This window comes from Campylobacter sp. RM12637 (assembly GCF_020137645.1).
In the GTDB taxonomy this organism is placed as follows: Bacteria; Campylobacterota; Campylobacteria; order Campylobacterales; family Campylobacteraceae; genus Campylobacter_E.
Window position 1 is genome coordinate 71,648 of record NZ_JACGAV010000003.1, and the last position, 19,720, is coordinate 91,367.

Here is a 19,720-nt window from a genome sequence, read left to right on the forward strand (position 1 = left end):
ATGAAGAGAATATTCTTAAGCTCAACTTTAGCTTGTGTTTTAGCAAGTTCTTTAAATGCTAGTTATGTAATAAAACCAAATGAAATGATTGATATTTATGATGATAGTATTAATAAAACTAGCATTCAAGCAAATCTTATTAAGTCTTTAAATCCAGATGATAGTTTTAAATGGCATTATGCAAGATACTTTGAAGGAAAATCAAAAACTGATTTATATTTTAGAGATATTAGTGTAAGAGATGATAAATTACTAGCAGCAGGGAGCTATCATTCATCAATAGTGTTATTTGACTTAAAAAATGACAATATTGTTTATAATGATTTTTATGCGATAAAGGATGCTGATCATTCTGAATTAGGTAAGAAATATCCAGAAGCTACCGACGATGCAAAAAAACAAGAAAAAGTTAAAGAAGATAGCAAAACAGATAATAACGATGATGATGAGTGGAGTGGGGCAAGTGAGCTTTTCGTAGAGCAAGTAGAATTTATAGATGATAAAACTGCTTTTGTAAATACTATGCCAAAATATTTAGGAAGAGATAATAAAAATGCTAGACCATATTTGCACCATTCAGGACTACATAAAATAAAATTAGATAATAGCGGTGATTTAAAGGAATTAGCTTTTTTAAAGGGTGAATATTTTTTGTTTAGAAAATACAAAGATGGTGTAATTGCTTTAGATGATAAAGAAACTTTTAGTATTTTTGATAAGAATTTAAAATTGATAAAAAGCTTTAAGATTAAAGATGTAGTAAAGGCTGATGTTAGTCTTGATAGATTATTTGTACTTTTAAAAGGCGAAAATAAAGGCATTTATGAATACGATATTAAAAAATCTAAACTAAATAAAATCGCAGATTTTAACGCACAATATTTTGGTCGTCCTATAAAAGCTACTACAAGCCCTTTTTTAGTAAGTCCTGATGCAAAAAATATTTATTATACAACACCACATAATTATAATTCTAAGCTATGTAAAGTAAGTGTATTAAATCACACAACAGAGTGTTCAAATACAGGTTTTGCTTTATATTCTGGCTCTTATGCTATTAGTCCAGATGGTAAAACTTTGGCTTATACTTTTGGAGATAGATTAGGGCAAACTAGCATTTTTAATATTGAAAATAAGCCGTATTTAGCAGGAAGTATTAAGGGTGGGAATGTAAGTTATGCCGCTACATTTAAAGACAATAATACATTAATTGTTTCTAATAATCGTAGAAATATTGATATTTATGATTTATCAAAAGGCAAAAGCATTAGCATAGATGATAAATTTGAGAATTTAAAAGCAAATATTTTTAGTTTTATTGCACCAAATATGGAAAATATTAAAATTAAGATGAAAAATAGTGGTGGAAAAGAAAAAATAAAATCAGATATTATTTTTCCACAACATATTGATGGGATAAATATTGTGTATCTTTTACCTGATGAGTTTGCAGATTTTGTTGATGAAAAAGGTAAAATTTTTGCTTTACCAAAAAATGATTTAAGTGGGGAATTTAGTGTTATATTAAAGCTATGTGAAAACGGCAAAATAATTCGTGAAGAAGCCTTAACAACTCCATTTAATATAAAAGTTAGTAAGTGAAAGAATTTATTTTTTCTTGCTTTAGTACAAAATGTGTTGTTAAATTAGAAGCTAGCGAATATGAAGCTTCTAATTTGGCTATTAAATGTTTTGAGCTTTGTAAAAATCTACATTTAAAATATAATTATTTTGATAATTCTTCGCTGGTATCCAAAATTAATAATAAAAGCAAAAATCGGATAAAATTAGACCAACAAACTATGATGATTTTGCAAAAACTCTCAAGTCTTAGTGAAATTACTAATTATGCTTTTGATATTACATTAATCAATAAAAAATTAAAAAACAATGCAAAATATGGTAAAAATTCATATTTTTTATCTAAAAAATTTATAGAATTTGAAGATATAAATACAAAAATTGACTTAGGTGGTGTGATTAAAGAATTTGCAGTTGATGAATGTGCTAAAATTTGTGAAAAATACAAATATGTGATTAATTTTGGAGGGGATTTAAAGACTAATAAAGAAATATTTGTAAATATTAAAAATCCTAAAAATCCACAAGAAGCTATTAAAAAATGGCAAATCTTAAATCAATCGCTAACAACTTCAGCACAATATGAAAGGGCAAATCACATAATAAATACAAAAGATTTTAAATACTCTCAAGTTAGTGTAATAGGAGAAAACACGCTTAGTTGTGGGGTATTTTCAACTGCTTTGTGCTTTGAAGAATTTATTTTGCCTAAAGAGTATTTAGCAATTTGCATTGATTTTAATAACGAAATAAAATACCAATCTAATCGCGACAGGTAATTTAATATATTTTAATTGAAGTTAAAATAAAGAGAGTTTTATTATATTACTTTAGAACAATCTTGATTAAAAATATTGTTACAAATGCTTGTTTTTTAGATATTTAAAGAAAAATAGCAATAATTTTTGTATTACTTTCATAAAATATATAAAATTACAAATACCACTGCTTGTTTTGCTCATTGCAACATAATTTTTATCAAAATCATAATTTAAGAATTTTTAAAAACTTAAATATATTTTTATGAATAGTAGCGTGAGTTGAAAATATTGCTTGTTATATTCTAACTATTTGCTTTATATGTTTGTTTTGTTAAAATATTTAGAAGTTTCACTAAGTTTTATACTTAATATTTAATATAGTTTTTGTCTATGATTTTTATATTGTGCTATCAGTTTTAAATTCTATTTTTTTGCAAATAATTATATTGTGAATTTAATGTTTAAAATATTTGTTTGATTTTAGATACGAGCTAAAAATAAAATTAAAGGAAATAAAAAAGTGGCTCCGGATGTAGGATTCGAACCTACGACCAAGCGGTTAACAGCCGCCTACTCTACCGCTGAGCTAATCCGGAATAAGTAGTAATCGTTAAGTAAAAGTGTAATAATAGCCAAGAAAATTTTGTTTGTCAAGAGTTTTTTGAAAAAAATATAAAAAAATGTGAAATTTAATAAAAAATGCTTTTAGTCAAAATGATTTATTGACTTAAAAGCACTTATAAATTATAAGTTTTTAAATAGTTTATAAGCAGGATTTATAAGCAATGCAGCACAAAATGCTTTTGCAATATCAGTTACTATGAAAGGATATAACCCTATACTAAGTATTTTATCCTTAGGAACATAAAAGCTTAAAATAAATAAGCCACAAATATAAAGCACTGCAGTAGCTACTAGAGCATATAAACTTAACGCAAAGACATTGTTTATATCATGGTCTTTAGCTTTTCCCATAATATAACCCATAGCAATCAAACCAAAAATATACCCACCACTAGGGCTTAAAATTGCGTGCAAACCACCACCGCTAGCAAATACAGGAAAGCCACACAAACCTTCTAAAAACCATAAAATCAAACTAAATAAAGCTAGTCTTGAGCCTAAAGCATAAGATATAGTTAAAACCACCATAGTTTGCATGGTAAAGGGTATGATGTCTATGCTTATTTTTAAATTAGCAGCAAATGCTATTAAAATACTTGCTAGTAATACTTTAGCTGTATTGCTTGCAGTATTTTTCTTTAAGTAAAAACTTTTTAAAGCTGCTAACATAATCCCTCCTTTGTAAAATTAAAAAATGATTATATACTAAAACAATATTTATAAAGGAAGAATTATGAAAAAACATTTAATAGCCACTAGAGTAGGGGCGTTTTATTTAGAAGATAATAAAATAACGCCTTTTATTTACGATGAAGCCCCGACTGATTTGATTAATCATTACACAAGCAGAATAAATCATAGTTCAAGAATTAAAAATCCTTGCGTTAGACGTGGATTTTTAGATGGTTCTAAGGATAGATTAAATGATGAGTTTATAGAGATTTCTTGGGATAAAGCCTTTGAATTAATTGCAAATAATCTTAAAAAATATTATGAAAAATACGGCTCTAGCAGTATTTATGCTGAAAGTTACGAATGGGGTGGGGTAGGTAAAATCGGCTGGGGTAGAATGCTAATTCATAGACTTATCAATGCTCTTGGTGGCGGGGTCTTTGAGTTAGGAGATTATTCAACCGGCTCTGCAATAGCTAGTATGCCTTATGTTTTTGGCTCATCTTGTGTTTATGAAAGAGCAACTGATTATAAAGAAATAATCAAACACGCTAAAGTAGTGGTGTTTTGGGGAGCTAATCCTATTATTACAAGTAAAATTGCTCACGATATTCCTATGCACGAACACGAAAAATATCTAAAACAAATGGCTGAAAATAAAGATATTGAAGTAATTTTTATAGATATTAGAGCTAATGAGAGTGCAAAAATGATGAATGCAACAACTCTAACTCCTAATTCAAATTCTGATATGGCAATGGCTATTGGAATGTGCAATTATCTTTATACTAACAAGCTTTATGATAAAGAATTTATAGAGAGTAAAACCACAGGATTTGATACATTTAAAGACTATTTTCTAGGCATAAACGACGGGGTAAATAAGGACTTAGAATGGGCTAGTAAGATTTGTGGTATTAGCAAAACTGATTTAGAAAATCTAGCCTTAAAGCTTAAAAATAATCCTAGTAATATTTTATTAGGTAGGTCAATTCAAAGACAATTAAACGGAGAATTTAACTACTTAGCAATAATTTGCTTAGCTGCTATGTGCGGACATATAGGCAAAGATGGTTTAGGGATTGAGTTTAATTTAAGCAGTGGTTGCAAGGGTGAGAGTGCAAAAAATACAGAAAAATTAAGCGATATAAATGCACTTTTAGGCGAAATAAAAGGCAAAAATCATTATATCCCAAGCTCAAGGCTTAGTGAGTGCTTATTAAAGCCTAATACAAAAAGCACTTATAAAGATGAAGAAATCATCTATCCTGATATAAAATTAATGATAAATGCTTGTGGCTCATATCTTACCCATCAGCCAAATAGCAATGAGAGTTTAAAGGCTTTAAATAATCTTGAGTGCATTATCACACTTGAGCCTTTTTGGACGGCTCAAGCTAAGATGAGCGATATTGTTTTGCCTATTGCTATTGAAGGGGAGCGTTATGATATAGAGCAAAGCACGAATAAAGAAATAATTTTTGCACTAAAACCTATAAAAGAGCCTTTTTATAACTCAAAAAGTGATTTTGAAATATGTAAAGAAATAGCAAAAAGATTTAATAAATCTTATGAATTTTGCCGTGATTTAGATGAATTAGACCTAGTAAAATTGGCTTATTTAGATATTAAAGAAAGATATTTTAAAAAAGGAATAATTTTAAGTGAGTTTGATGAGTTTTTAGAAAAATCTTATGAAAAAGTGCAGGGCTTAAGCGAATTAGAGCCTTTTACAAGATTTAAAAACATAAAAAATATTAATTTAAGTATAAAAAATAATATCGCAAAATACGAGCAAAAAGATGAGCTTTTAAGCGAATATCCTTTATTTTTAACTTCTGCACATAGTCCTTATAGACTTCATTCACAACTACATAATAGCGATATAAGAGATAGTGAAAATGATTTAGAGCCTGTTTATTTGCATAAAGATTTAGCTATTAAAAAGGGCATTAAGCAAGGAGATATTGTAAGAGTTTTTAATGATAGGGGTGAGATTTTAGTGGGGGCTAGAATAATTTGTGATATTAATCCTAACAATATTTTGATTTTTCAAGGTGCTTGGTGGCAAATTGATGGTAAAAGGTGCCTAAATGGAAATGTAAATGTGCTAACAAGTTCAAGCCCAAGTTCAGCGGTATCAAATAGCAACACAGCTCACACTTGTAAAGTAGATATAGAAAAATTTAATGGCATTAAAAACTGGGAGAAAGACTGCTTTAAAGCTCCGAAAATTATTAAGAATTCATAATTTAAATTCTTATTTTAATTATCCTAAAAACTAGGATAATTAAAATTCTTTTTTGTTTAAATCATCTAAAATATTGCTAGCTAGACTATCTACGCTATTTGCAGCTTTATTTGTATCATTTGCAATATTATCATTTTCTTTACTTAGCTCATCAATTTCGCTTATGGTTGTATTGATTAGATTAATTGCTTGAGTTTGCTCATCTATACTCATACCAATATCGTGAATTTGTTGGACTAATAATTTTACATTAGCTTCTACTTGATTTAATGATGAGCTAGTGTTATTAGCTAATTTGCCAACTTCACTTGCAACCACGCTAAATCCACGCCCATGCTCACCTGCACGCGCTGCTTCAATAGCAGCATTTAAGGCTAATAAATTTGTATCTTCTGCAATGCCTCTAATAACATCAATAACGCTTTTTATGCTATCGCTTTGTTGAATGATTTCTTGGCTTTTTTGAGCTACTGCAGTCATTGAGCTTGACATTTGATTGATTGCTACTGCACTTTCTTCAAGGTTGTTTTTAGCCTTTTTGCTACCATTTAATAAAAGCTTCATATTTTCTTTTAAATTATTAGAATTTGATTTTAAAGTATTGCTTATATTTTCTTGAGAATAAAGCATATTTTTAATTTCTTGTTGCAAGGTATTTAGGCTATTTTCTATTTCTCCTATTGGGTTTTTTATATTATTTTTGAAATTCATATTTGAGTATTCTTTTAATAGCTCATCAATTTGGTTAATATCTTTTCCTATTTTTAGTTTTAGAGTTTGCAACATTTCTTTTAGAATTTCTTTTAATTCTTTTATTTTTGGATTGTAAGGTTCGCTGGTTATTTCATTGTTTAAACTACCTTGTTTAATAGAATTTGTAATATTTGTAATTTCATTTATACAGGTTTGGTCTTTTTCATAATTTTGCTTTAGTTCTAATACGGTTGCATTTATTTGCATAGCCATTTTGCCAAATTCGTCTTTGTTGTTTGTGATTATTTTATCTACATCATTGCTTTTATATCTTAAAAAATCAAAAAAACTATTAAGACCAGTATTGATTAAAGTAAGGTTTTTAATGATATTTTTAGATATTACATAAGCTAAAAACATATTTAAAATTTGTGCTAATAAGGCTATTATTATTTGAATAATTATTTCTTGTTGAGCTTCAGACTTATTTATATTTGCTTTATTTAGAATTTGATTTGTTATTTCGTTTTCTAATTTTTTATAATCTTCTATCACATTAGTAGCTACTTGGAAAAATTCATTTGCATTTATATTAAAATTACCATTTATATTATTATTCATAGTAGTTGATATAAATTCTTGAAGTTTTTTATAACTTTCAAGATTTGAAAGATTTTTTAAATATTCATCTATAAAATTAATTTTTAATTCTTTTAATTCTTTTAATTTTCCAGAAATACTTGTATTTAGGTAACTAATGTTTGAAAAAGTATTAATATCCATAGTATTTGCATTAAATACTCCGTTTAAAGTCCCTCTTAATAATCCATATCTTTCTTTAGTAGTAGATACTAAATTAAGAGCATCGCTTAAACTAGCATAGCTTTCATCAAGACTTTGAGAAATATCTTTTACTTTTTTGATTTGTTGATTTATTAAATTGGTATAATTTTGTAACACTATAGCTCTATTGGCCTTATTATCAACCATATTTCTTAGATTATCAACTTCATTTTTTAATTCATTATTTAAAACAAATTTATTTCTATGTTCTATTAGTGCTTGCTTATTAGCACCAGCTAAAAATCCTACGCTAAGACCACGCTCTACTTGTAATAAATGAATTATTTCACTATTTGTTGATATGATTTTTACGCTATCTTGAGCAATTATTGAAGAATTATATGTTTCATAACTCTTTTTAATTAGCAAAATATTATAAATTAATAATATAATTAAAAATGTGCTTGTAAGCAATAAAAGTTTTTTAGAAATAGATATTTTAGAAATCATAAGTCCCCTTAATTAATAGATTTAGATTTTTATTTTAAAGTTTTTTAAAGAATTATATAAATTTTAGGAGAACGGATGAAATTTTTTTTAATTTTTTGTATGTTTTTTTCAACTTTACTTGGTAATTCATTTAAGGGTAGTGATTTTGATGAATTAAAAAGTATTGATGTAAGAGATTATTATGTGAGTGAATATCTTGATGGTATGGGTGCTAATTGGGATGGTAAAAAGTTATATAATAATCACAATCAAACTTATGAAATTAGTAAAGAATTTACAAAGGATTTCCCACCTTTTGAGATAAAAGGTCTTTTATTTTGTGGGACTGATTATTATGATACCTTTAATGATGTTATGTTAAATAAGCTTAAATGTGCTAAGTTTTATGTGGTTGATGTCCCTAATCAAAAGGGAGATTTAAAAGATAGGTTAAATTATTTAAGAGATTATTTAAAAGAGCATCCTAATAAAAATATTACATTTGTAGTTCAAAATGAATTTAATAGCGAAGATGAGTTTATAGATTTTTTTAACGAAGTTATTTTAAAAGAATCAGAAGGTGTGTATTTACACAAAAAGAATACTGATTATGATGTTCCAAGACAAGATAAAATAGTGCAAATTAGAAAGTTTTATAAAGATAATTGCGTTATATCAAAAACTAATTTAAACAATGAAGGTAAGCTAATTAATTATGAATGCCAATGGAAAAAGATTAACGCTTTAAGAGCCCTTACTAAATTTACTGATGAAAAATTAAATAATAACGAACTTACAACTATTACTATAGGCAGTGGTTTTAATATTAACGAAATAAATAAACCATTAAACATAGGAACCAAGATTGCATTTAAGTATTACAAACTTGATAAAGATGGAAAACCTATGCATAGTGTATTTATTAGAAGTTTTTAAGGAGTGGGTATGAAAAAATTATTATTTGTTGCTAGTTTTATTGCTTTATTTTTTAGTGCTTGCAACGATGAAGCTAAAACTACAAGTATTAAAACTGGAGATATATTAACTTTAAAAAGTTGGGATAATCAAGAAATAAAAATCAAAAGAGAAGAAAATGGCTTTAGTTTGGTTGATAGCAATAAAATTTTAATTATTGATATATTTGGGACTTTTTGTCAGCCTTGTAGAGCCGAAGCTCCAATGCTTTTTGATATACAATCAAAGCATTTAGATGATTTAGTGTTTGTTGGATTATCTTATGCAGAAGAAGCTGATAATGAAAAATTAAAAGAATTTGCAAAGAACTATAATGCGTATTATTTTTTAACAAATGATAAAAGAGCAGATTTGATAGTAGAAGCAATAACCGATGATATAAAATATAACACTCAGGTTCAATTACCTTTTAAAGTAATGTTAAAAGATGGTAAGTATCAAAAACTAGGCAATGAGTATTTTATTTTAGGTAAAGCTGATGAAGGATTATTAAGAGAAAGTATAAATAAAGCAAAGGAAAATAAATGAAAAAATCTTTAATATTATTAAGCGTATTAGCTTTTTTTGGCTGTGCGAATACTAACAATGTTGAGGTAGCAAAAGAAGTGAAAAAATTAGAAAATAAAGAATATAAAATATCAAAAATTATAGTTAAAGACACAAATAAAGAATATAGCAATTCTAGTAATTGGTCTTTAATAATTGAAGATAATAAATTAGGAATGTTTGTAGGTTGCAATAGAATTTTTAGTGCTATAAAACAAGAAAATAATAATATTTATTATGAAAATCCAGCAAGCACAAAAATGATGTGTCCTAATCAAGTAATGGAAGTAGAAAACGCAGTTGCTAGTAGTCTTACAAGTATGCAAATAATAGAAAATGGCTTAGAAAACGATAAAGTAAAAATTATTTTTGAATAATGATTTTTCTAGCAAACAAACCAATTAATATTAGCTCTAATTCTTACTCTTTAAAATTAGGTAAAAAATTAGGGCTAAAACTAGGATATTCAGGCACACTTGACCCATTTGCTAGTGGGGCATTACTCTGTGCTGATAAAAAACACGCAAAATTATTTCGCTTTTTAAATCTTGAGCCAAAAGTCTATGAAGCAACGATTTGGCTTGGTGCAATTAGTCCTAGCTTAGATAATGAAAACATAAGCTTTTGTAGTGTTAAAGAGCCTAGTTTAGAGCAAATTATGCAAGCTTTTGCTAAGTATCAAGGAGATATAACTTACACTCCGCCTATATTTTGTGCTAAAAAAATCAATGGCAAAAGAGCATATGAGTTAGCTAGAAATGGCGAAAAGGTTGAGCTAAATGAGTGTGTAATGAGTGTGAGAGCTGAGTTTTTGCATTATAATTTCCCTTTTATTAGTTTTAGATTAAGTGCTAGCAAAGGCACTTATGTTCGTTCATACGCCAAGCTAATTTGCGATGAATTAGGTGTAAAAGGGACTTTAAGTGCTTTAAGAAGACTTAGTGAAGGCGGCTTTAAAGAATTTAAAAATTATGATGCTTTTGGAAGTGTTGATTTAGAAGAAAATTTTTATTTAGGCGATATAAACGACTTGCTATTAGGCAAAAAATTAAGCTTAAATGATTTTAAAAAACAAGATTACAAAATTTATAAAATAGATTTAGGAGATTGTTTTAGCATTATTAGATTAGATGAAAAAATAGAATATATTTTAAATAAGGTGGAAAAATGTTAGTAGTATCAAGAAATGCAGGTGAAGGAATAGTTATTGATGGTGGGATTAAAATTAAGATTTTTGAAATAAAGGGCGATTCGGTAAAAATCGGTATAGAAGCTCCTAAACAAACTTTAATTTTAAGAGATGAATTAGTAGATTCTATAAAAGATGAAAATATCCAATCAGCTGCATCTTCAAGTGAATTGTTAGATAGTTTAGTAAGCTCACTTTCAATGTATAAAAAAGATAAATAATGAAAGCTTTTGCAAAGATTAATATCTTTTTAAAAATCACAGGCAAAAAGGATAATTATCATCAATTAATTTCAAGATTTTATAGGATTGATAATTTATATGATGAGCTTTATTTTATACCTAAAAGCGAAGCTAGGAATTTAGATAAAACTTTAATTCCTAATTCAAATTCTTTATTAAAAATCAATGGAATTACTTACGAAAATGAGTTTAAACAAGATGAATTGATGGATAAGTTTTATTTGATAAATGATAATTTAGTAAGTAATTTTTATTCTAAAAGCGATATTTTTTCAAAAGTTTTAAGTTTGATTGATGAGAATTTAAAACAAGAATTTCAAAATAATTTCGCTTTAGTTTTACACAAAAATATCCCTACTTTTGCAGGACTTGGCGGTGCTAGTTCTAATGCTGCTTGTTTTATAAAACTATTAAATGATATAAAGCCTTTTGATACTAAAGCAATTGCTAGGCTTAGTGGGGCTGATGTGAGCTTTTTTGAAAGTGGGCTAAAGAGTGCTAATGTTAGTGGATATGGTGAGATAATTGATGATTTTAGCGATGATTTATGCGATTTTTCATTAGAATTTAGCACACCTTGTAGCACAAAAGATGTTTTTAGCGAATTTGCAAAAGAGCCAAAATATTATGAAAATGACGAATTGAGTAAATTAAAGACAAAAGAGCTTTTAAATAATTTTACAAATTATGAATTAAATGATTTGCTAAAACCTTGCAATGCTTTATATTCTATCACTTTAGACTATGCTAATAAGGGCTTATTTTTAAGTGGTAGTGGGGGTAGTTTTTTTAAACTTAAATCATAATTTATCTAATTTGTTTTAGCTTAGAATTGTTTATTTTAAACATTTTTGATGAACTTTTTTGAGCTAAATCCAAATCCACAATTACATTAGCTATATTTTTTGCATAATTTATATCAAATTCATACCCGTGCAAATTTGCACTACTTGAGTATAAATATTTAAAATTCTTTAAAAATAAACTATGTTTATTATCATTTACTAGCCTAAATGATATTTGGTTTTTATATATAAAGGTTGTTTTTTTAGCCTTTCTTACTTGATTTTTAAATTTATTTGGAACTCTTGCAATGTTTTTAAGGCTAGTTAGATATGTGCTTGTGATTATGCAAGGTTTATTGATTTCTCTTTTTTTAGCTAAATTAATTTCTTTATAATCTTTACTTAAAAATCCAGCTGTAGTATCGGTTTGTGCTAGATAAATCATTTAACAAAACTTGGAATTTTATTTAATATCATAGTTGTAAAATCTATCATTTGATTCATCATCCAAGGCATTAAAAATATAATAATTACTACGACTAAAATGATTTTTGGCACAAAACTTAAAGTCATTTCGTTAATTTGGGTTGTTGCTTGAAATATACTTATTAAAAGTCCTGCAATAAGTCCAGCTAAGAGCATCGGAAGTGATAATAAAAGTGCTATTTTAAAAGTTGATACCCCAAGTGCAACTAAAGTGCTTTCCATATTAATCCTTATCATCAAAGTGTTAAACAATTTTAGGCAAAATTACTTAACTATTTATTATTAAAAAACAAGGAATACCCATTAGAAACGATTTTATTAAATTATTAAAAGAAATAGACATAAACCTTTGGCTACTTGTTTCTATATTTATTACACATTGTGTTTATTGTTTTTTGTTTTTAATTAATGGTATTTTTCCTATGGCTATTTTTAATATTTACTCAATAACGAGTTATTTTGTAGCAATTTGCTTTTATTTAAAAGACAAAATAACAGCAGCGTTTTTTGTAGCATTTGCCGAAATATTTTTACACCAAATTATGGGTTCTTATTATTTGGGGTTTGAAAGTGGATTTAGCACTATTATGATGTGCTTATTTTTCTTGCAATTTACATTTTTTAGCAAGTGGCTTTATAGAATATCAGTAAGTTTATTTTTGCTTTTTAGCATATATGGTTTATATTATTTTAGACATTATTTAGTAGGTGAATATAGTAATAGTCAAGATTTGTTTTTCTATATCAATACATTTTCAAGCTCTGTTTTTATGTTAATTTATGGTGGTCTTGCAACGGTTACTTCAAATAAAAAATTATCCGACTTAACTTATTTGGTTTATAGAGATTTTCTAACAGGTCTTTTTAATAGAAAATACTTTGAAGAAAAGATAATTCCTAACTTCAATAAAGATGAATCACTTTTAATAGCAATTTGTGATATAGATAATTTCAAAAGAATTAATGATACTTATGGTCATGATATAGGCGATATAGTTTTAAAAAGTGTAGCATCAGCAATTCAGTATGAAATGTTAGGGCTTAAAGGCGTTGTTTCTAGATGGGGTGGCGAAGAATTTGTAGTGAAATTAAATGTAAAAAACAATCAAGAAGCAGAATACTATATGAATGTAGTAAAAAATTCAGTTTCAAAACAAGAATTGAAAAAATATAACATAAAACCAACTATAACAATTGGTGGTATTTTTATTAAAAATCCTTGTAAAGATAGTTTTGAGCATTATTTTAAAATTGCCGATCAAGAATTATATTTTGGTAAAAAAAGCGGCAAAAATTGTGTAAATATACAAGTTTCATAATTTTTTTATAATTAAGTTTAATTTAAGAAAAAAAATATATAATTCTGTCTTTATTTCATAAGTGCGGGAATAGCTCAGTGGTAGAGCACAACCTTGCCAAGGTTGGGGTCGCGAGTTCGAACCTCGTTTCCCGCTCCATTATTTTACATATTTTGCCCAGATGGCGGAAATGGTAGACGCAAGGGACTTAAAATCCCTCGGTAGTTTTTACCGTGCCGGTTCAAGTCCGGCTCTGGGCACCATAAGGTGATATAGCCAAGCGGTAAGGCATGGGCCTGCAAAGCCTTGATCCTCGGTTCAAATCCGAGTATCACCTCCAATAAGGCTTTTGCAAAAAATCTTTTATCGCTTGTTTGATAATTTTTCGGGAGATGGCTGAGTGGTCGAAAGCGGCGGTCTTGAAAACCGTTGAGGTGCAAGCCTCCAGGGGTTCGAATCCCTTTCTCCCGGCCACTTCATTTTTAACAATCTTTTTCATTTTATATTTTTTTAAAAAAGTATTTTGTTCTAGCTTTTTTAGCTCCTTTGTTAGAAGAAAATATTTTAATTGAGTGTTGAAAAACACTCAATATATTTTAATTAGAATTTAATTCCGAATTGATTTATTAACAAACCATCAAGCATTCCATTAAATTGGTCTAAAAATCCCATTTCTTTTACTATTGTAAGTGCAAAATAAGATGAAGTGATAGGTCCAGCACTTGTGATTATATTTTTACGAACTACTACAGGCTCATTTAATCTTGTTCCTTTAATTCCTTCTTCACAACCTGGATAGCAAGTAAATTCATCACTTAAAACCCCAGCATTTGCTAAAACTATTGGAGAAGCACAAATTGCTGCTATTAATTTGTTTTGAGAATTTAAATCTTGCAAAATTGATTTGATTTTTTCACTATTTTTAAGGTTTGTCATACCACCAAAACCACCTGCTAATGCAATTGCATCAATGTTTTTAGTATCAACTTCGCTTAGTTTTACCTTAGCTTTTAAAACCATACCAGTATCTAGTGTAACTTCTAAATTATCATCTAAACTAGCACAAATTACATTTATATTAGCTCCATAATTTTTCGCTCTTAGAAGAATATCAATAATGCTAATTAATTCAATATCTTCAGCTCCATTTGCCATAGGCACTAAAATATTTTTCATTTTTACTCCTTTTAATTAGATTAGAGAATAATATTAATTAAAATTAAGTAATTAATTGTTAATATTCATTTTCAAATTTTTTAAAAAGGATATTGATGGATACAACAATTCAAGATGTAAAAGTCACAACCACAGAAACTCTGAATAAACTAATTGATTTGCAAAGTGCAGGTTTTGATTTTGAAGGATTTTTCTTAAAATATGGTTTTAAGATTTTAGGTTCAATTCTTATTATTGTTTTAGCATTATTTTTAATGAAAGTTGTAGGAAAAATTTTAAGAGTTACTTTAATTAAAATTAGCACAGATGAGACTTTAACCAATTTCTTAGTTAAGCTTGTAAAAATTATAATTTTAGTTGTTGGAATTCTAGCAGCACTTAATAATGTTGGTGTTGATACGACTTCATTCGTTGCTTTATTTACAGCTACATCTTTTGCTATATCTTTTGCGTTTAAAGAAACTTTATCAAATATAGCTGCGGGTGTTTTGGTTGTAGTGTTTAGACCTTTTAAAATAGGTGATTATGTAAAATTTGGTGCAGGAGAAGGATTTGTATCTGATATATGTTTGTTTTCAGTTACGCTTAGAACATACGATAATACAAATATAATAGTTCCAAACTCAAAAGTTATAAGCGATAATATTTATAATTATTCTCGTGAAAAAACAAGAAGAATTGATTATTCTAAAGTAATTGACCCATCAACCTTATGTGATGTTAGAAAAGAAGTTGAAACAGCATTGGGTCAAAATGAATTAATTTTAAAAAATCCAGCAATTTATGTAGGGGTTAAAAATGTAAATGATGCTAATATAGAAATAGCAATTCAACTATGGGTAAAAAATGAAAATTACGAAAAAGCTTCAATGCAGGTAAATGAAGCACTTGCAAAGATATTTATAAAATAATTTTAGAATTTGAAATGAGATTTTTATCTTATTTCAAATTCTTTTTTTTACAATAAAACTTAAAACATAAGCAATCATAAAGCAAAAACAAGCAAGTAAAATTATACAAGCTCCACTACTTAATTCATAAGCAATACTTAAAATTAATCCACCTAAGCAAAAAAATAGTGATAATAATACAGAAATAATCATCATAGATGAGAGCTTGGTGCAAAACATAGAAGAAATATAGCTAGGAATACAAAGCAAAGCTAGTATTAAAACCATTCCAACTACTCTTAAACTAATCACTATACAAACAGCAGATGCAATTATTAGCATATAATAAATTAGATTTGCATTAACACCATTTGCCTTGCAAAACTCACTATCAACGCTAACTCCTATTAATTGTCTATAAAACACAAAAGCCATTATGATAAAAGCTATATCAGCACTTAACATAATATAAATATCACTTAATTCAACTGCCAAAATAGCTCCAAATAAATAGCTAAAAACTATGGAATTTGAATTAGGACTTAAATCGCTAAGCAATATCCCAACACTCATTCCAAAAGCCCATACTACACCAATTACAGCATCTTGATTTTTGTAATTTCTTGATAAATATGCAATCAAAACAGCACAAGCAATAACAAAGGCTAAAGTGCTAAGCATAGTGCTAACTCCAAAATAAAGCGAAATCCCAAGCCCACCATAAGCTGCGTGAGAAATACCACCTACCATTGCTACAAGGCGATTTGTAAGAACAAGCGCTCCTATAATCCCACAAGCAATGCTTACTAAAACCGCTGCTAAAATTGCATTTTGAATAAAATTATAATTTAGATATTCCATAATTTTCCCATATATCAACTTCGCATAAATTATTTTTATGCGTTGCTAAGTGTAATAATTTGTTGCTATCAAGACCTTTTGTGATTTTGTGTAAATGTGCGGTCTTGCTAATATGAATTAATTTATTTGCATACGAAGAAATTAAAGCTATATCGTGGCAAACACAAATTATGCTAATTCCTTGATTATTAAGGCTTTTTAATAATTCAAACACTTCTATTTGTCCTTTTGCATCAATACTAGCAGTAGGCTCATCAAGTAATAATAATTCACAGCCACTAAGTATTGCTCTAGCTATTAAAACTCTTTGCTTTTGCCCGCCACTTAAACTTGCAAATCTTTTATTTGCATAATCTTTTAAGCCCAATTTTTCAAGTGCTAAAAGTGCATTTAATTTATCTTGTTTTGAATTAAAAAAGAATGAATTTCTTTTTAAAGTTCCCATCAAAACTACATCTAAAACATTGATAGGAAAACTAGGATTTATATTAGCAACTTGCGGGACATAACTTAATTTATTTGTGTTTATAATAATTTCGCCTTTACTTGGTTTTAACAAACCCAATAAAAGCTTTAAAGTTGTGCTTTTGCCACCGCCGTTTGCTCCTATAATTCCTACGAATTCATTTTTTTCTACATTAAAACTAATATTGCTTAAAATCTCTTCCGTATCGTAAGAAAAGCTTACATTTTTTACTTCAATCATCCAAAAAATCCTATAAATAATCCAATGCATATTACAAATACAAGGCTTAAAATCTCTATTTTTGAGTTAAATTTAAATCTTGTTATTATAAATGCGCTTAAAAATATAGCCAAACTCATACCTAATGCGATTAATAAAGCCGCTATAAAAGCTCTAGCACCTAAGCTACTTATAAAGCCAATTACTAAAATAAGTCCAGGACAAGGTAATAAACCTATGCTAAATGCTAAAAAATTATCAAGAACTTTTTCTTTATTTACTACATTTAAAATTCTATTCTCATTAGCCACACTAAAGCTTTTTATATTATTTGGTGTTTTTGTAATTTGTGAAATTTGTGGTTTTTTTAGCTTTAAATAAAGCAAAATAAGTGCTAAGAAACTTATTAAAAATCCTGAAATTTTATTAAGATTTAAAAGATTAAATAAAGAGAAAAAACTAGCAATTATAAAGGCATTTACTAAGTGAATAAAACCTACTTTTAGACTAAAAAATAATATTTTTTTCTTAGAGTTCATAAAATAAGCTGCGGTTATGCTTTTTCCGTGACTTGGTAATAAAGCGTGAAAAAAGCCATAAATTAGTGCGATAGGATATAAATATATGCTATTGTCTTTTAATAATTCAAGCATTTTGCTCTGTAATTTTGCTAATTTTTCTAATAAAATATCATAAAATGATTTTGAAGTGTTGGTTTCAAATTCTTTTGATTTTTCTACTTTTTCATCTACTTTTTGAGCTATTTTTTCTATTACATTTGCTTTTTGAAATTCATAATAAACTGCATTTAGATTAATGTTTTCATTAATGCTAAAACCATCTATTTTATAGGTATTTTCTTTTATTTTAAAATTAAAAAACCCATCTAAATCCTCTACCGAAAACATTAAAACTCTATCAATTTTAGGGATAAAATCATAATCTATAAAGTATTCTAAAAAAAGCTCCTTATCAAAACTTACTTTAATATCTTTAACAATAAATTTGATTTTTTTGCTTTCTCCGAATGGCAAATCATAATATTTTAAAGTAGTTAAAAAATCTCTAGGTAGTAAATAATCAAGCAAAGCAGCACGAACGGCTACTAATTCTTTTTCATCTAAATTCTTGTCATTATTTAAATCATAGCCGTCTAATAGTGTTTGTGAAAAATTAGAAGAAAATTCCCATGAAATGGAATTTCCTTTAAAGCTAACATGAGCAGTTGGCGTATATAAAGCACATAAAGCACAAGCGTATATATTAATGTTTAGAACAATTATCGTTAATAATTTTCGCAAAGTTTAAAAGCTCCTTAGATAATTCATTAGAAAGTTGATTAATTTCTACTAATTTTAATCCACTTTCCTTGTGAATGGTTTTTGCCAATTTATCATTAAATTGCGGTGCTTTTAAAACAAGGCAAGCTTTTTTATCTTTTGCAATTTCTATGATTTTTGCTAATTCACTAGGTTTTATTTCTTTACCTTCAAATTCTAAAGTATATTCAACAAGATTATATCTTTTAGCAAAATATCCCCACGATGGATGAGCACTTATAAAACCTTTTACATTCACATTTTTCGTTAAATCATATATTTTTAAGTTTAATTCATCTAATTCTTTTTCATAATTTTTTAGATTTTCATCAATTGTTTTGCTTTCATTAGGAAAAGCTTCTTTTAAAGCATTAGCTGAATTTTGTGCAATTTGTTTTAATAAAATAGGGTCAGTCCAAATATGCACATCTAAGCCTGAATGCTCGTGTTGATGCTCGTGGTGATGGTGCTCTTCTTTATGATTTGAGCCTATGTGGTGAATTAAGTCTTTTTTAATATCTTTTACGCTCATATTTTTAGGATAATAAGTTGGCCAATTATCCATTTCTTTTAGCAATTCTTCTTGACTAGAGTTGCCAAAAAATATATGAAAATGTTCTAAATCTTCTGTAGGAGCGATATTGTGGTCGCTAAATTGCACATATTTAAATTCTGCATCTTTATTGGTAGCTTCAAATAAATATCTAACACCTTTTTTACCTGATTCATAGGTTAATATTTTGTATCCAATATATTTATAATTTGATTTTTTACTTATACCATTTTGTATAAATTCCATACTATCTTTTGTAATGATTATGTTTTCTACATCGGTTTTATAGCCATTTAGATAATATTCTTTATATTCTTGCTCAGTTTTATCTTTTTTTGCATTTGATTTTAATTTGTAATATTCATCTAAATCCCCATTTTTAGCGTAAGGATAAATTGATTTCCAATTACCAATCCAATCACTTAAATCTCTATTTTTTACATCATTATCATTAAAAATCCCATTATATACATCATCATTATGTTCGTGATGGTGCTCGTTTAATTCTTTATGAGAATAATTATTTTTTTGAATATTTTCATCAGTGTGAATTATTTTTATATTGGTATTTTCGGCAAGTCTTTTAAGCCATATATCTTCAATTTCAACCCCGATACCTAAAAATACTTTAGCCTTACTAAGCTCCATCATTTGCTTTGGTTTTGGCTCGTAAGTATGCGGGTCAGCTCCTGCTGGCATAAGAGTTGTAATATTTGCATTTGGTAATAGTTTTTTAACAATTTCAACTTGTGGTAATATGCTAACTCCTACATTATTAGCTAATAAATACACGCTAGCTAATGAACTTAATAATATCTTTTTCATTGCAATTCCTTTTCATAAATGTTTTAAAGTTGCAAG

At 27.5% G+C, this 19,720-nt stretch carries 20 protein-coding genes, 5 tRNA genes and 1 pseudogene; 15 read left to right on the forward strand and 11 right to left on the reverse strand.

Annotated elements, in window-relative coordinates:
• Positions 1-1,602 (forward strand): hypothetical protein, encoded by a 1,602-nt coding sequence (locus AVBRAN12637_RS02505; protein ID WP_336615247.1) that lies wholly within the window; start codon positions 1-3, stop codon positions 1,600-1,602.
• Positions 1,599-2,360: an FAD:protein FMN transferase gene (locus AVBRAN12637_RS02510; RefSeq protein WP_336615248.1), complete on the forward strand. Its 762-nt coding sequence runs from the start codon at positions 1,599-1,601 to the stop codon at positions 2,358-2,360. Before AVBRAN12637_RS02505 ends, AVBRAN12637_RS02510 begins: the two co-directional genes overlap by 4 nt.
• A gap of 503 nt (positions 2,361-2,863) precedes the next feature.
• On the opposite strand, the gene AVBRAN12637_RS02515 is transcribed toward AVBRAN12637_RS02510, so the two are convergent.
• Positions 2,864-2,938, reverse strand: a tRNA-Asn gene (locus AVBRAN12637_RS02515).
• Positions 2,939-3,086: 148 nt separating this feature from the next.
• Positions 3,087-3,635 carry a biotin transporter BioY gene (locus AVBRAN12637_RS02520; protein WP_336606980.1) on the reverse strand — a complete coding sequence of 183 codons (549 nt, stop codon included), beginning with the start codon at positions 3,633-3,635 and terminating at the stop codon, positions 3,087-3,089.
• Positions 3,636-3,699: 64 nt separating this feature from the next.
• Between AVBRAN12637_RS02520 and AVBRAN12637_RS02525 the strand changes: the two genes are divergently transcribed.
• Complete coding sequence (locus AVBRAN12637_RS02525; protein ID WP_336615249.1) at positions 3,700-5,889, forward strand: molybdopterin-dependent oxidoreductase; 2,190 nt, start codon at positions 3,700-3,702, stop codon at positions 5,887-5,889.
• A gap of 39 nt (positions 5,890-5,928) precedes the next feature.
• Here AVBRAN12637_RS02525 and AVBRAN12637_RS09780 read toward each other — a convergent pair whose 3' ends face one another.
• Both AVBRAN12637_RS09780 and AVBRAN12637_RS09785 read right to left on the reverse strand, forming a co-directional pair.
• Positions 5,929-7,002 (reverse strand): methyl-accepting chemotaxis protein, encoded by a 1,074-nt coding sequence (locus tag AVBRAN12637_RS09780; protein ID WP_442862428.1) that lies wholly within the window; start codon positions 7,000-7,002, stop codon positions 5,929-5,931.
• A gap of 99 nt (positions 7,003-7,101) precedes the next feature.
• Positions 7,102-7,875 (reverse strand): annotated as a pseudogene (locus AVBRAN12637_RS09785) (nitrate- and nitrite sensing domain-containing protein); the annotation flags it as partial.
• Between the two features lie 75 nt (positions 7,876-7,950).
• Between AVBRAN12637_RS09785 and AVBRAN12637_RS02535 the strand changes: the two are divergent.
• Genes AVBRAN12637_RS02535 through AVBRAN12637_RS02560 form a run of 6 tightly spaced genes read left to right on the forward strand, consistent with a single transcriptional unit; the run spans position 7,951 to position 11,612 of the window.
• Positions 7,951-8,790 carry a hypothetical protein gene (locus tag AVBRAN12637_RS02535; protein WP_336606977.1) on the forward strand — a complete coding sequence of 280 codons (840 nt, stop codon included), beginning with the start codon at positions 7,951-7,953 and terminating at the stop codon, positions 8,788-8,790.
• 9 nt (positions 8,791-8,799) lie between these two features.
• Positions 8,800-9,357, forward strand: a complete 558-nt coding sequence (locus AVBRAN12637_RS02540) for a TlpA family protein disulfide reductase (protein WP_214119653.1) — start codon at positions 8,800-8,802, stop codon at positions 9,355-9,357.
• Positions 9,354-9,752, forward strand: a complete 399-nt coding sequence (locus AVBRAN12637_RS02545) for an META domain-containing protein (protein ID WP_336606976.1) — start codon at positions 9,354-9,356, stop codon at positions 9,750-9,752. Before AVBRAN12637_RS02540 ends, AVBRAN12637_RS02545 begins: the two co-directional genes overlap by 4 nt.
• Entirely contained in the window at positions 9,752-10,549 is a 798-nt protein-coding gene (truB, locus tag AVBRAN12637_RS02550; RefSeq protein ID WP_336615251.1) for a tRNA pseudouridine(55) synthase TruB, read from the forward strand. The genes AVBRAN12637_RS02545 and truB overlap by 1 nt, the downstream gene beginning before the upstream one ends.
• A complete protein-coding gene (gene csrA / locus AVBRAN12637_RS02555) occupies positions 10,543-10,785 on the forward strand; it encodes a carbon storage regulator CsrA (RefSeq protein ID WP_214116264.1) in 243 nt (80 codons plus the stop codon). The genes truB and csrA overlap by 7 nt, the downstream gene beginning before the upstream one ends.
• Positions 10,785-11,612, forward strand: coding sequence for a GHMP family kinase ATP-binding protein (locus AVBRAN12637_RS02560; RefSeq protein WP_214116266.1), 828 nt, complete (start codon positions 10,785-10,787; stop codon positions 11,610-11,612). The genes csrA and AVBRAN12637_RS02560 overlap by 1 nt, the downstream gene beginning before the upstream one ends.
• Before the next feature lies 1 nt (position 11,613).
• Here the strand turns inward: AVBRAN12637_RS02560 and AVBRAN12637_RS02565 are convergent, their stop codons facing one another.
• A complete protein-coding gene (locus AVBRAN12637_RS02565) occupies positions 11,614-12,036 on the reverse strand; it encodes a Sua5 YciO YrdC YwlC family protein (protein ID WP_214150053.1) in 423 nt (140 codons plus the stop codon).
• Positions 12,033-12,299: a flagellar biosynthesis protein FliQ gene (gene fliQ / locus AVBRAN12637_RS02570; RefSeq protein WP_214116269.1), complete on the reverse strand. Its 267-nt coding sequence runs from the start codon at positions 12,297-12,299 to the stop codon at positions 12,033-12,035. The genes AVBRAN12637_RS02565 and fliQ overlap by 4 nt, the downstream gene beginning before the upstream one ends.
• A gap of 200 nt (positions 12,300-12,499) precedes the next feature.
• Here fliQ and AVBRAN12637_RS02575 point away from each other — a divergent pair, with 200 nt between their 5' ends.
• The 5 genes from AVBRAN12637_RS02575 (at position 12,500) to AVBRAN12637_RS02595 (ending at position 13,849) form a co-directional block, all read left to right on the forward strand.
• Complete coding sequence (locus tag AVBRAN12637_RS02575) at positions 12,500-13,396, forward strand: GGDEF domain-containing protein (RefSeq protein WP_214116278.1); 897 nt, start codon at positions 12,500-12,502, stop codon at positions 13,394-13,396.
• Between the two features lie 63 nt (positions 13,397-13,459).
• Positions 13,460-13,534 (forward strand) — tRNA-Gly (locus AVBRAN12637_RS02580).
• A gap of 16 nt (positions 13,535-13,550) precedes the next feature.
• Positions 13,551-13,638 (forward strand) — tRNA-Leu (locus AVBRAN12637_RS02585).
• A 3-nt stretch (positions 13,639-13,641) separates the two neighbouring features.
• Positions 13,642-13,715 (forward strand) — tRNA-Cys (locus tag AVBRAN12637_RS02590).
• Positions 13,716-13,761: 46 nt separating this feature from the next.
• A tRNA-Ser gene (locus AVBRAN12637_RS02595) sits at positions 13,762-13,849 on the forward strand.
• Between the two features lie 126 nt (positions 13,850-13,975).
• Here the strand turns inward: AVBRAN12637_RS02595 and AVBRAN12637_RS02600 are convergent.
• On the reverse strand, positions 13,976-14,551 hold the full coding sequence (locus AVBRAN12637_RS02600) for a DJ-1 family glyoxalase III (RefSeq protein ID WP_214119649.1): 576 nt from the start codon (positions 14,549-14,551) through the stop codon (positions 13,976-13,978).
• 95 nt (positions 14,552-14,646) lie between these two features.
• On the opposite strand from AVBRAN12637_RS02600, the gene AVBRAN12637_RS02605 reads away from it, so the two are divergent.
• The gene (locus AVBRAN12637_RS02605; protein WP_336615252.1) at positions 14,647-15,462 is read left to right on the forward strand and encodes a mechanosensitive ion channel family protein; all 816 of its coding nucleotides are present in this window, start codon (positions 14,647-14,649) and stop codon (positions 15,460-15,462) included.
• 33 nt (positions 15,463-15,495) lie between these two features.
• On the opposite strand, the gene AVBRAN12637_RS02610 is transcribed toward AVBRAN12637_RS02605, so the two are convergent.
• From AVBRAN12637_RS02610 to AVBRAN12637_RS02625, 4 genes are read right to left on the reverse strand one after another with little or no spacing between them, the layout of a single operon-like run.
• Positions 15,496-16,302 (reverse strand): metal ABC transporter permease, encoded by an 807-nt coding sequence (locus tag AVBRAN12637_RS02610; RefSeq protein ID WP_442862426.1) that lies wholly within the window; start codon positions 16,300-16,302, stop codon positions 15,496-15,498.
• Entirely contained in the window at positions 16,283-17,008 is a 726-nt protein-coding gene (locus AVBRAN12637_RS02615; RefSeq protein ID WP_214116301.1) for a metal ABC transporter ATP-binding protein, read from the reverse strand. Before AVBRAN12637_RS02615 ends, AVBRAN12637_RS02610 begins: the two co-directional genes overlap by 20 nt.
• On the reverse strand, positions 17,005-18,288 hold the full coding sequence (locus tag AVBRAN12637_RS02620) for a hypothetical protein (protein ID WP_336615253.1): 1,284 nt from the start codon (positions 18,286-18,288) through the stop codon (positions 17,005-17,007). The genes AVBRAN12637_RS02615 and AVBRAN12637_RS02620 overlap by 4 nt, the downstream gene beginning before the upstream one ends.
• The gene (locus AVBRAN12637_RS02625) at positions 18,251-19,684 is read right to left on the reverse strand and encodes a metal ABC transporter solute-binding protein, Zn/Mn family (RefSeq protein ID WP_336615254.1); all 1,434 of its coding nucleotides are present in this window, start codon (positions 19,682-19,684) and stop codon (positions 18,251-18,253) included. Before AVBRAN12637_RS02625 ends, AVBRAN12637_RS02620 begins: the two co-directional genes overlap by 38 nt.
• Between the last annotated feature and the right edge of the window lie 36 nt (positions 19,685-19,720).

What these genes read in the sequence shown, in the direction of transcription:
- AVBRAN12637_RS02600 (WP_214119649.1), bottom strand. Translation starts at nt 14,551, where the DNA reads ATGAAAAATATTTTAGTGCCTATGGCAAATGGAGCTGAAGATATTGAA.
- AVBRAN12637_RS02525 (WP_336615249.1), top strand. Translation starts at nt 3,700, where the DNA reads ATGAAAAAACATTTAATAGCCACTAGAGTAGGGGCGTTTTATTTAGAA.
- fliQ (WP_214116269.1), bottom strand. Translation starts at nt 12,299, where the DNA reads ATGGAAAGCACTTTAGTTGCACTTGGGGTATCAACTTTTAAAATAGCA.
- truB (WP_336615251.1), top strand. Translation starts at nt 9,752, where the DNA reads ATGATTTTTCTAGCAAACAAACCAATTAATATTAGCTCTAATTCTTAC.
- AVBRAN12637_RS02505 (WP_336615247.1), top strand. Translation starts at nt 1, where the DNA reads ATGAAGAGAATATTCTTAAGCTCAACTTTAGCTTGTGTTTTAGCAAGT.
- AVBRAN12637_RS02610 (WP_442862426.1), bottom strand. Translation starts at nt 16,302, where the DNA reads ATGGAATATCTAAATTATAATTTTATTCAAAATGCAATTTTAGCAGCG.
- AVBRAN12637_RS02625 (WP_336615254.1), bottom strand. Translation starts at nt 19,684, where the DNA reads ATGAAAAAGATATTATTAAGTTCATTAGCTAGCGTGTATTTATTAGCT.
- AVBRAN12637_RS02605 (WP_336615252.1), top strand. Translation starts at nt 14,647, where the DNA reads ATGGATACAACAATTCAAGATGTAAAAGTCACAACCACAGAAACTCTG.
- AVBRAN12637_RS02545 (WP_336606976.1), top strand. Translation starts at nt 9,354, where the DNA reads ATGAAAAAATCTTTAATATTATTAAGCGTATTAGCTTTTTTTGGCTGT.
- AVBRAN12637_RS02535 (WP_336606977.1), top strand. Translation starts at nt 7,951, where the DNA reads ATGAAATTTTTTTTAATTTTTTGTATGTTTTTTTCAACTTTACTTGGT.
- AVBRAN12637_RS02560 (WP_214116266.1), top strand. Translation starts at nt 10,785, where the DNA reads ATGAAAGCTTTTGCAAAGATTAATATCTTTTTAAAAATCACAGGCAAA.
- AVBRAN12637_RS02565 (WP_214150053.1), bottom strand. Translation starts at nt 12,036, where the DNA reads ATGATTTATCTAGCACAAACCGATACTACAGCTGGATTTTTAAGTAAA.
- AVBRAN12637_RS02615 (WP_214116301.1), bottom strand. Translation starts at nt 17,008, where the DNA reads ATGATTGAAGTAAAAAATGTAAGCTTTTCTTACGATACGGAAGAGATT.
- AVBRAN12637_RS02575 (WP_214116278.1), top strand. Translation starts at nt 12,500, where the DNA reads ATGGCTATTTTTAATATTTACTCAATAACGAGTTATTTTGTAGCAATT.
- AVBRAN12637_RS02540 (WP_214119653.1), top strand. Translation starts at nt 8,800, where the DNA reads ATGAAAAAATTATTATTTGTTGCTAGTTTTATTGCTTTATTTTTTAGT.
- AVBRAN12637_RS02520 (WP_336606980.1), bottom strand. Translation starts at nt 3,635, where the DNA reads ATGTTAGCAGCTTTAAAAAGTTTTTACTTAAAGAAAAATACTGCAAGC.
- csrA (WP_214116264.1), top strand. Translation starts at nt 10,543, where the DNA reads ATGTTAGTAGTATCAAGAAATGCAGGTGAAGGAATAGTTATTGATGGT.
- AVBRAN12637_RS09780 (WP_442862428.1), bottom strand. Translation starts at nt 7,002, where the DNA reads ATGTTTTTAGCTTATGTAATATCTAAAAATATCATTAAAAACCTTACT.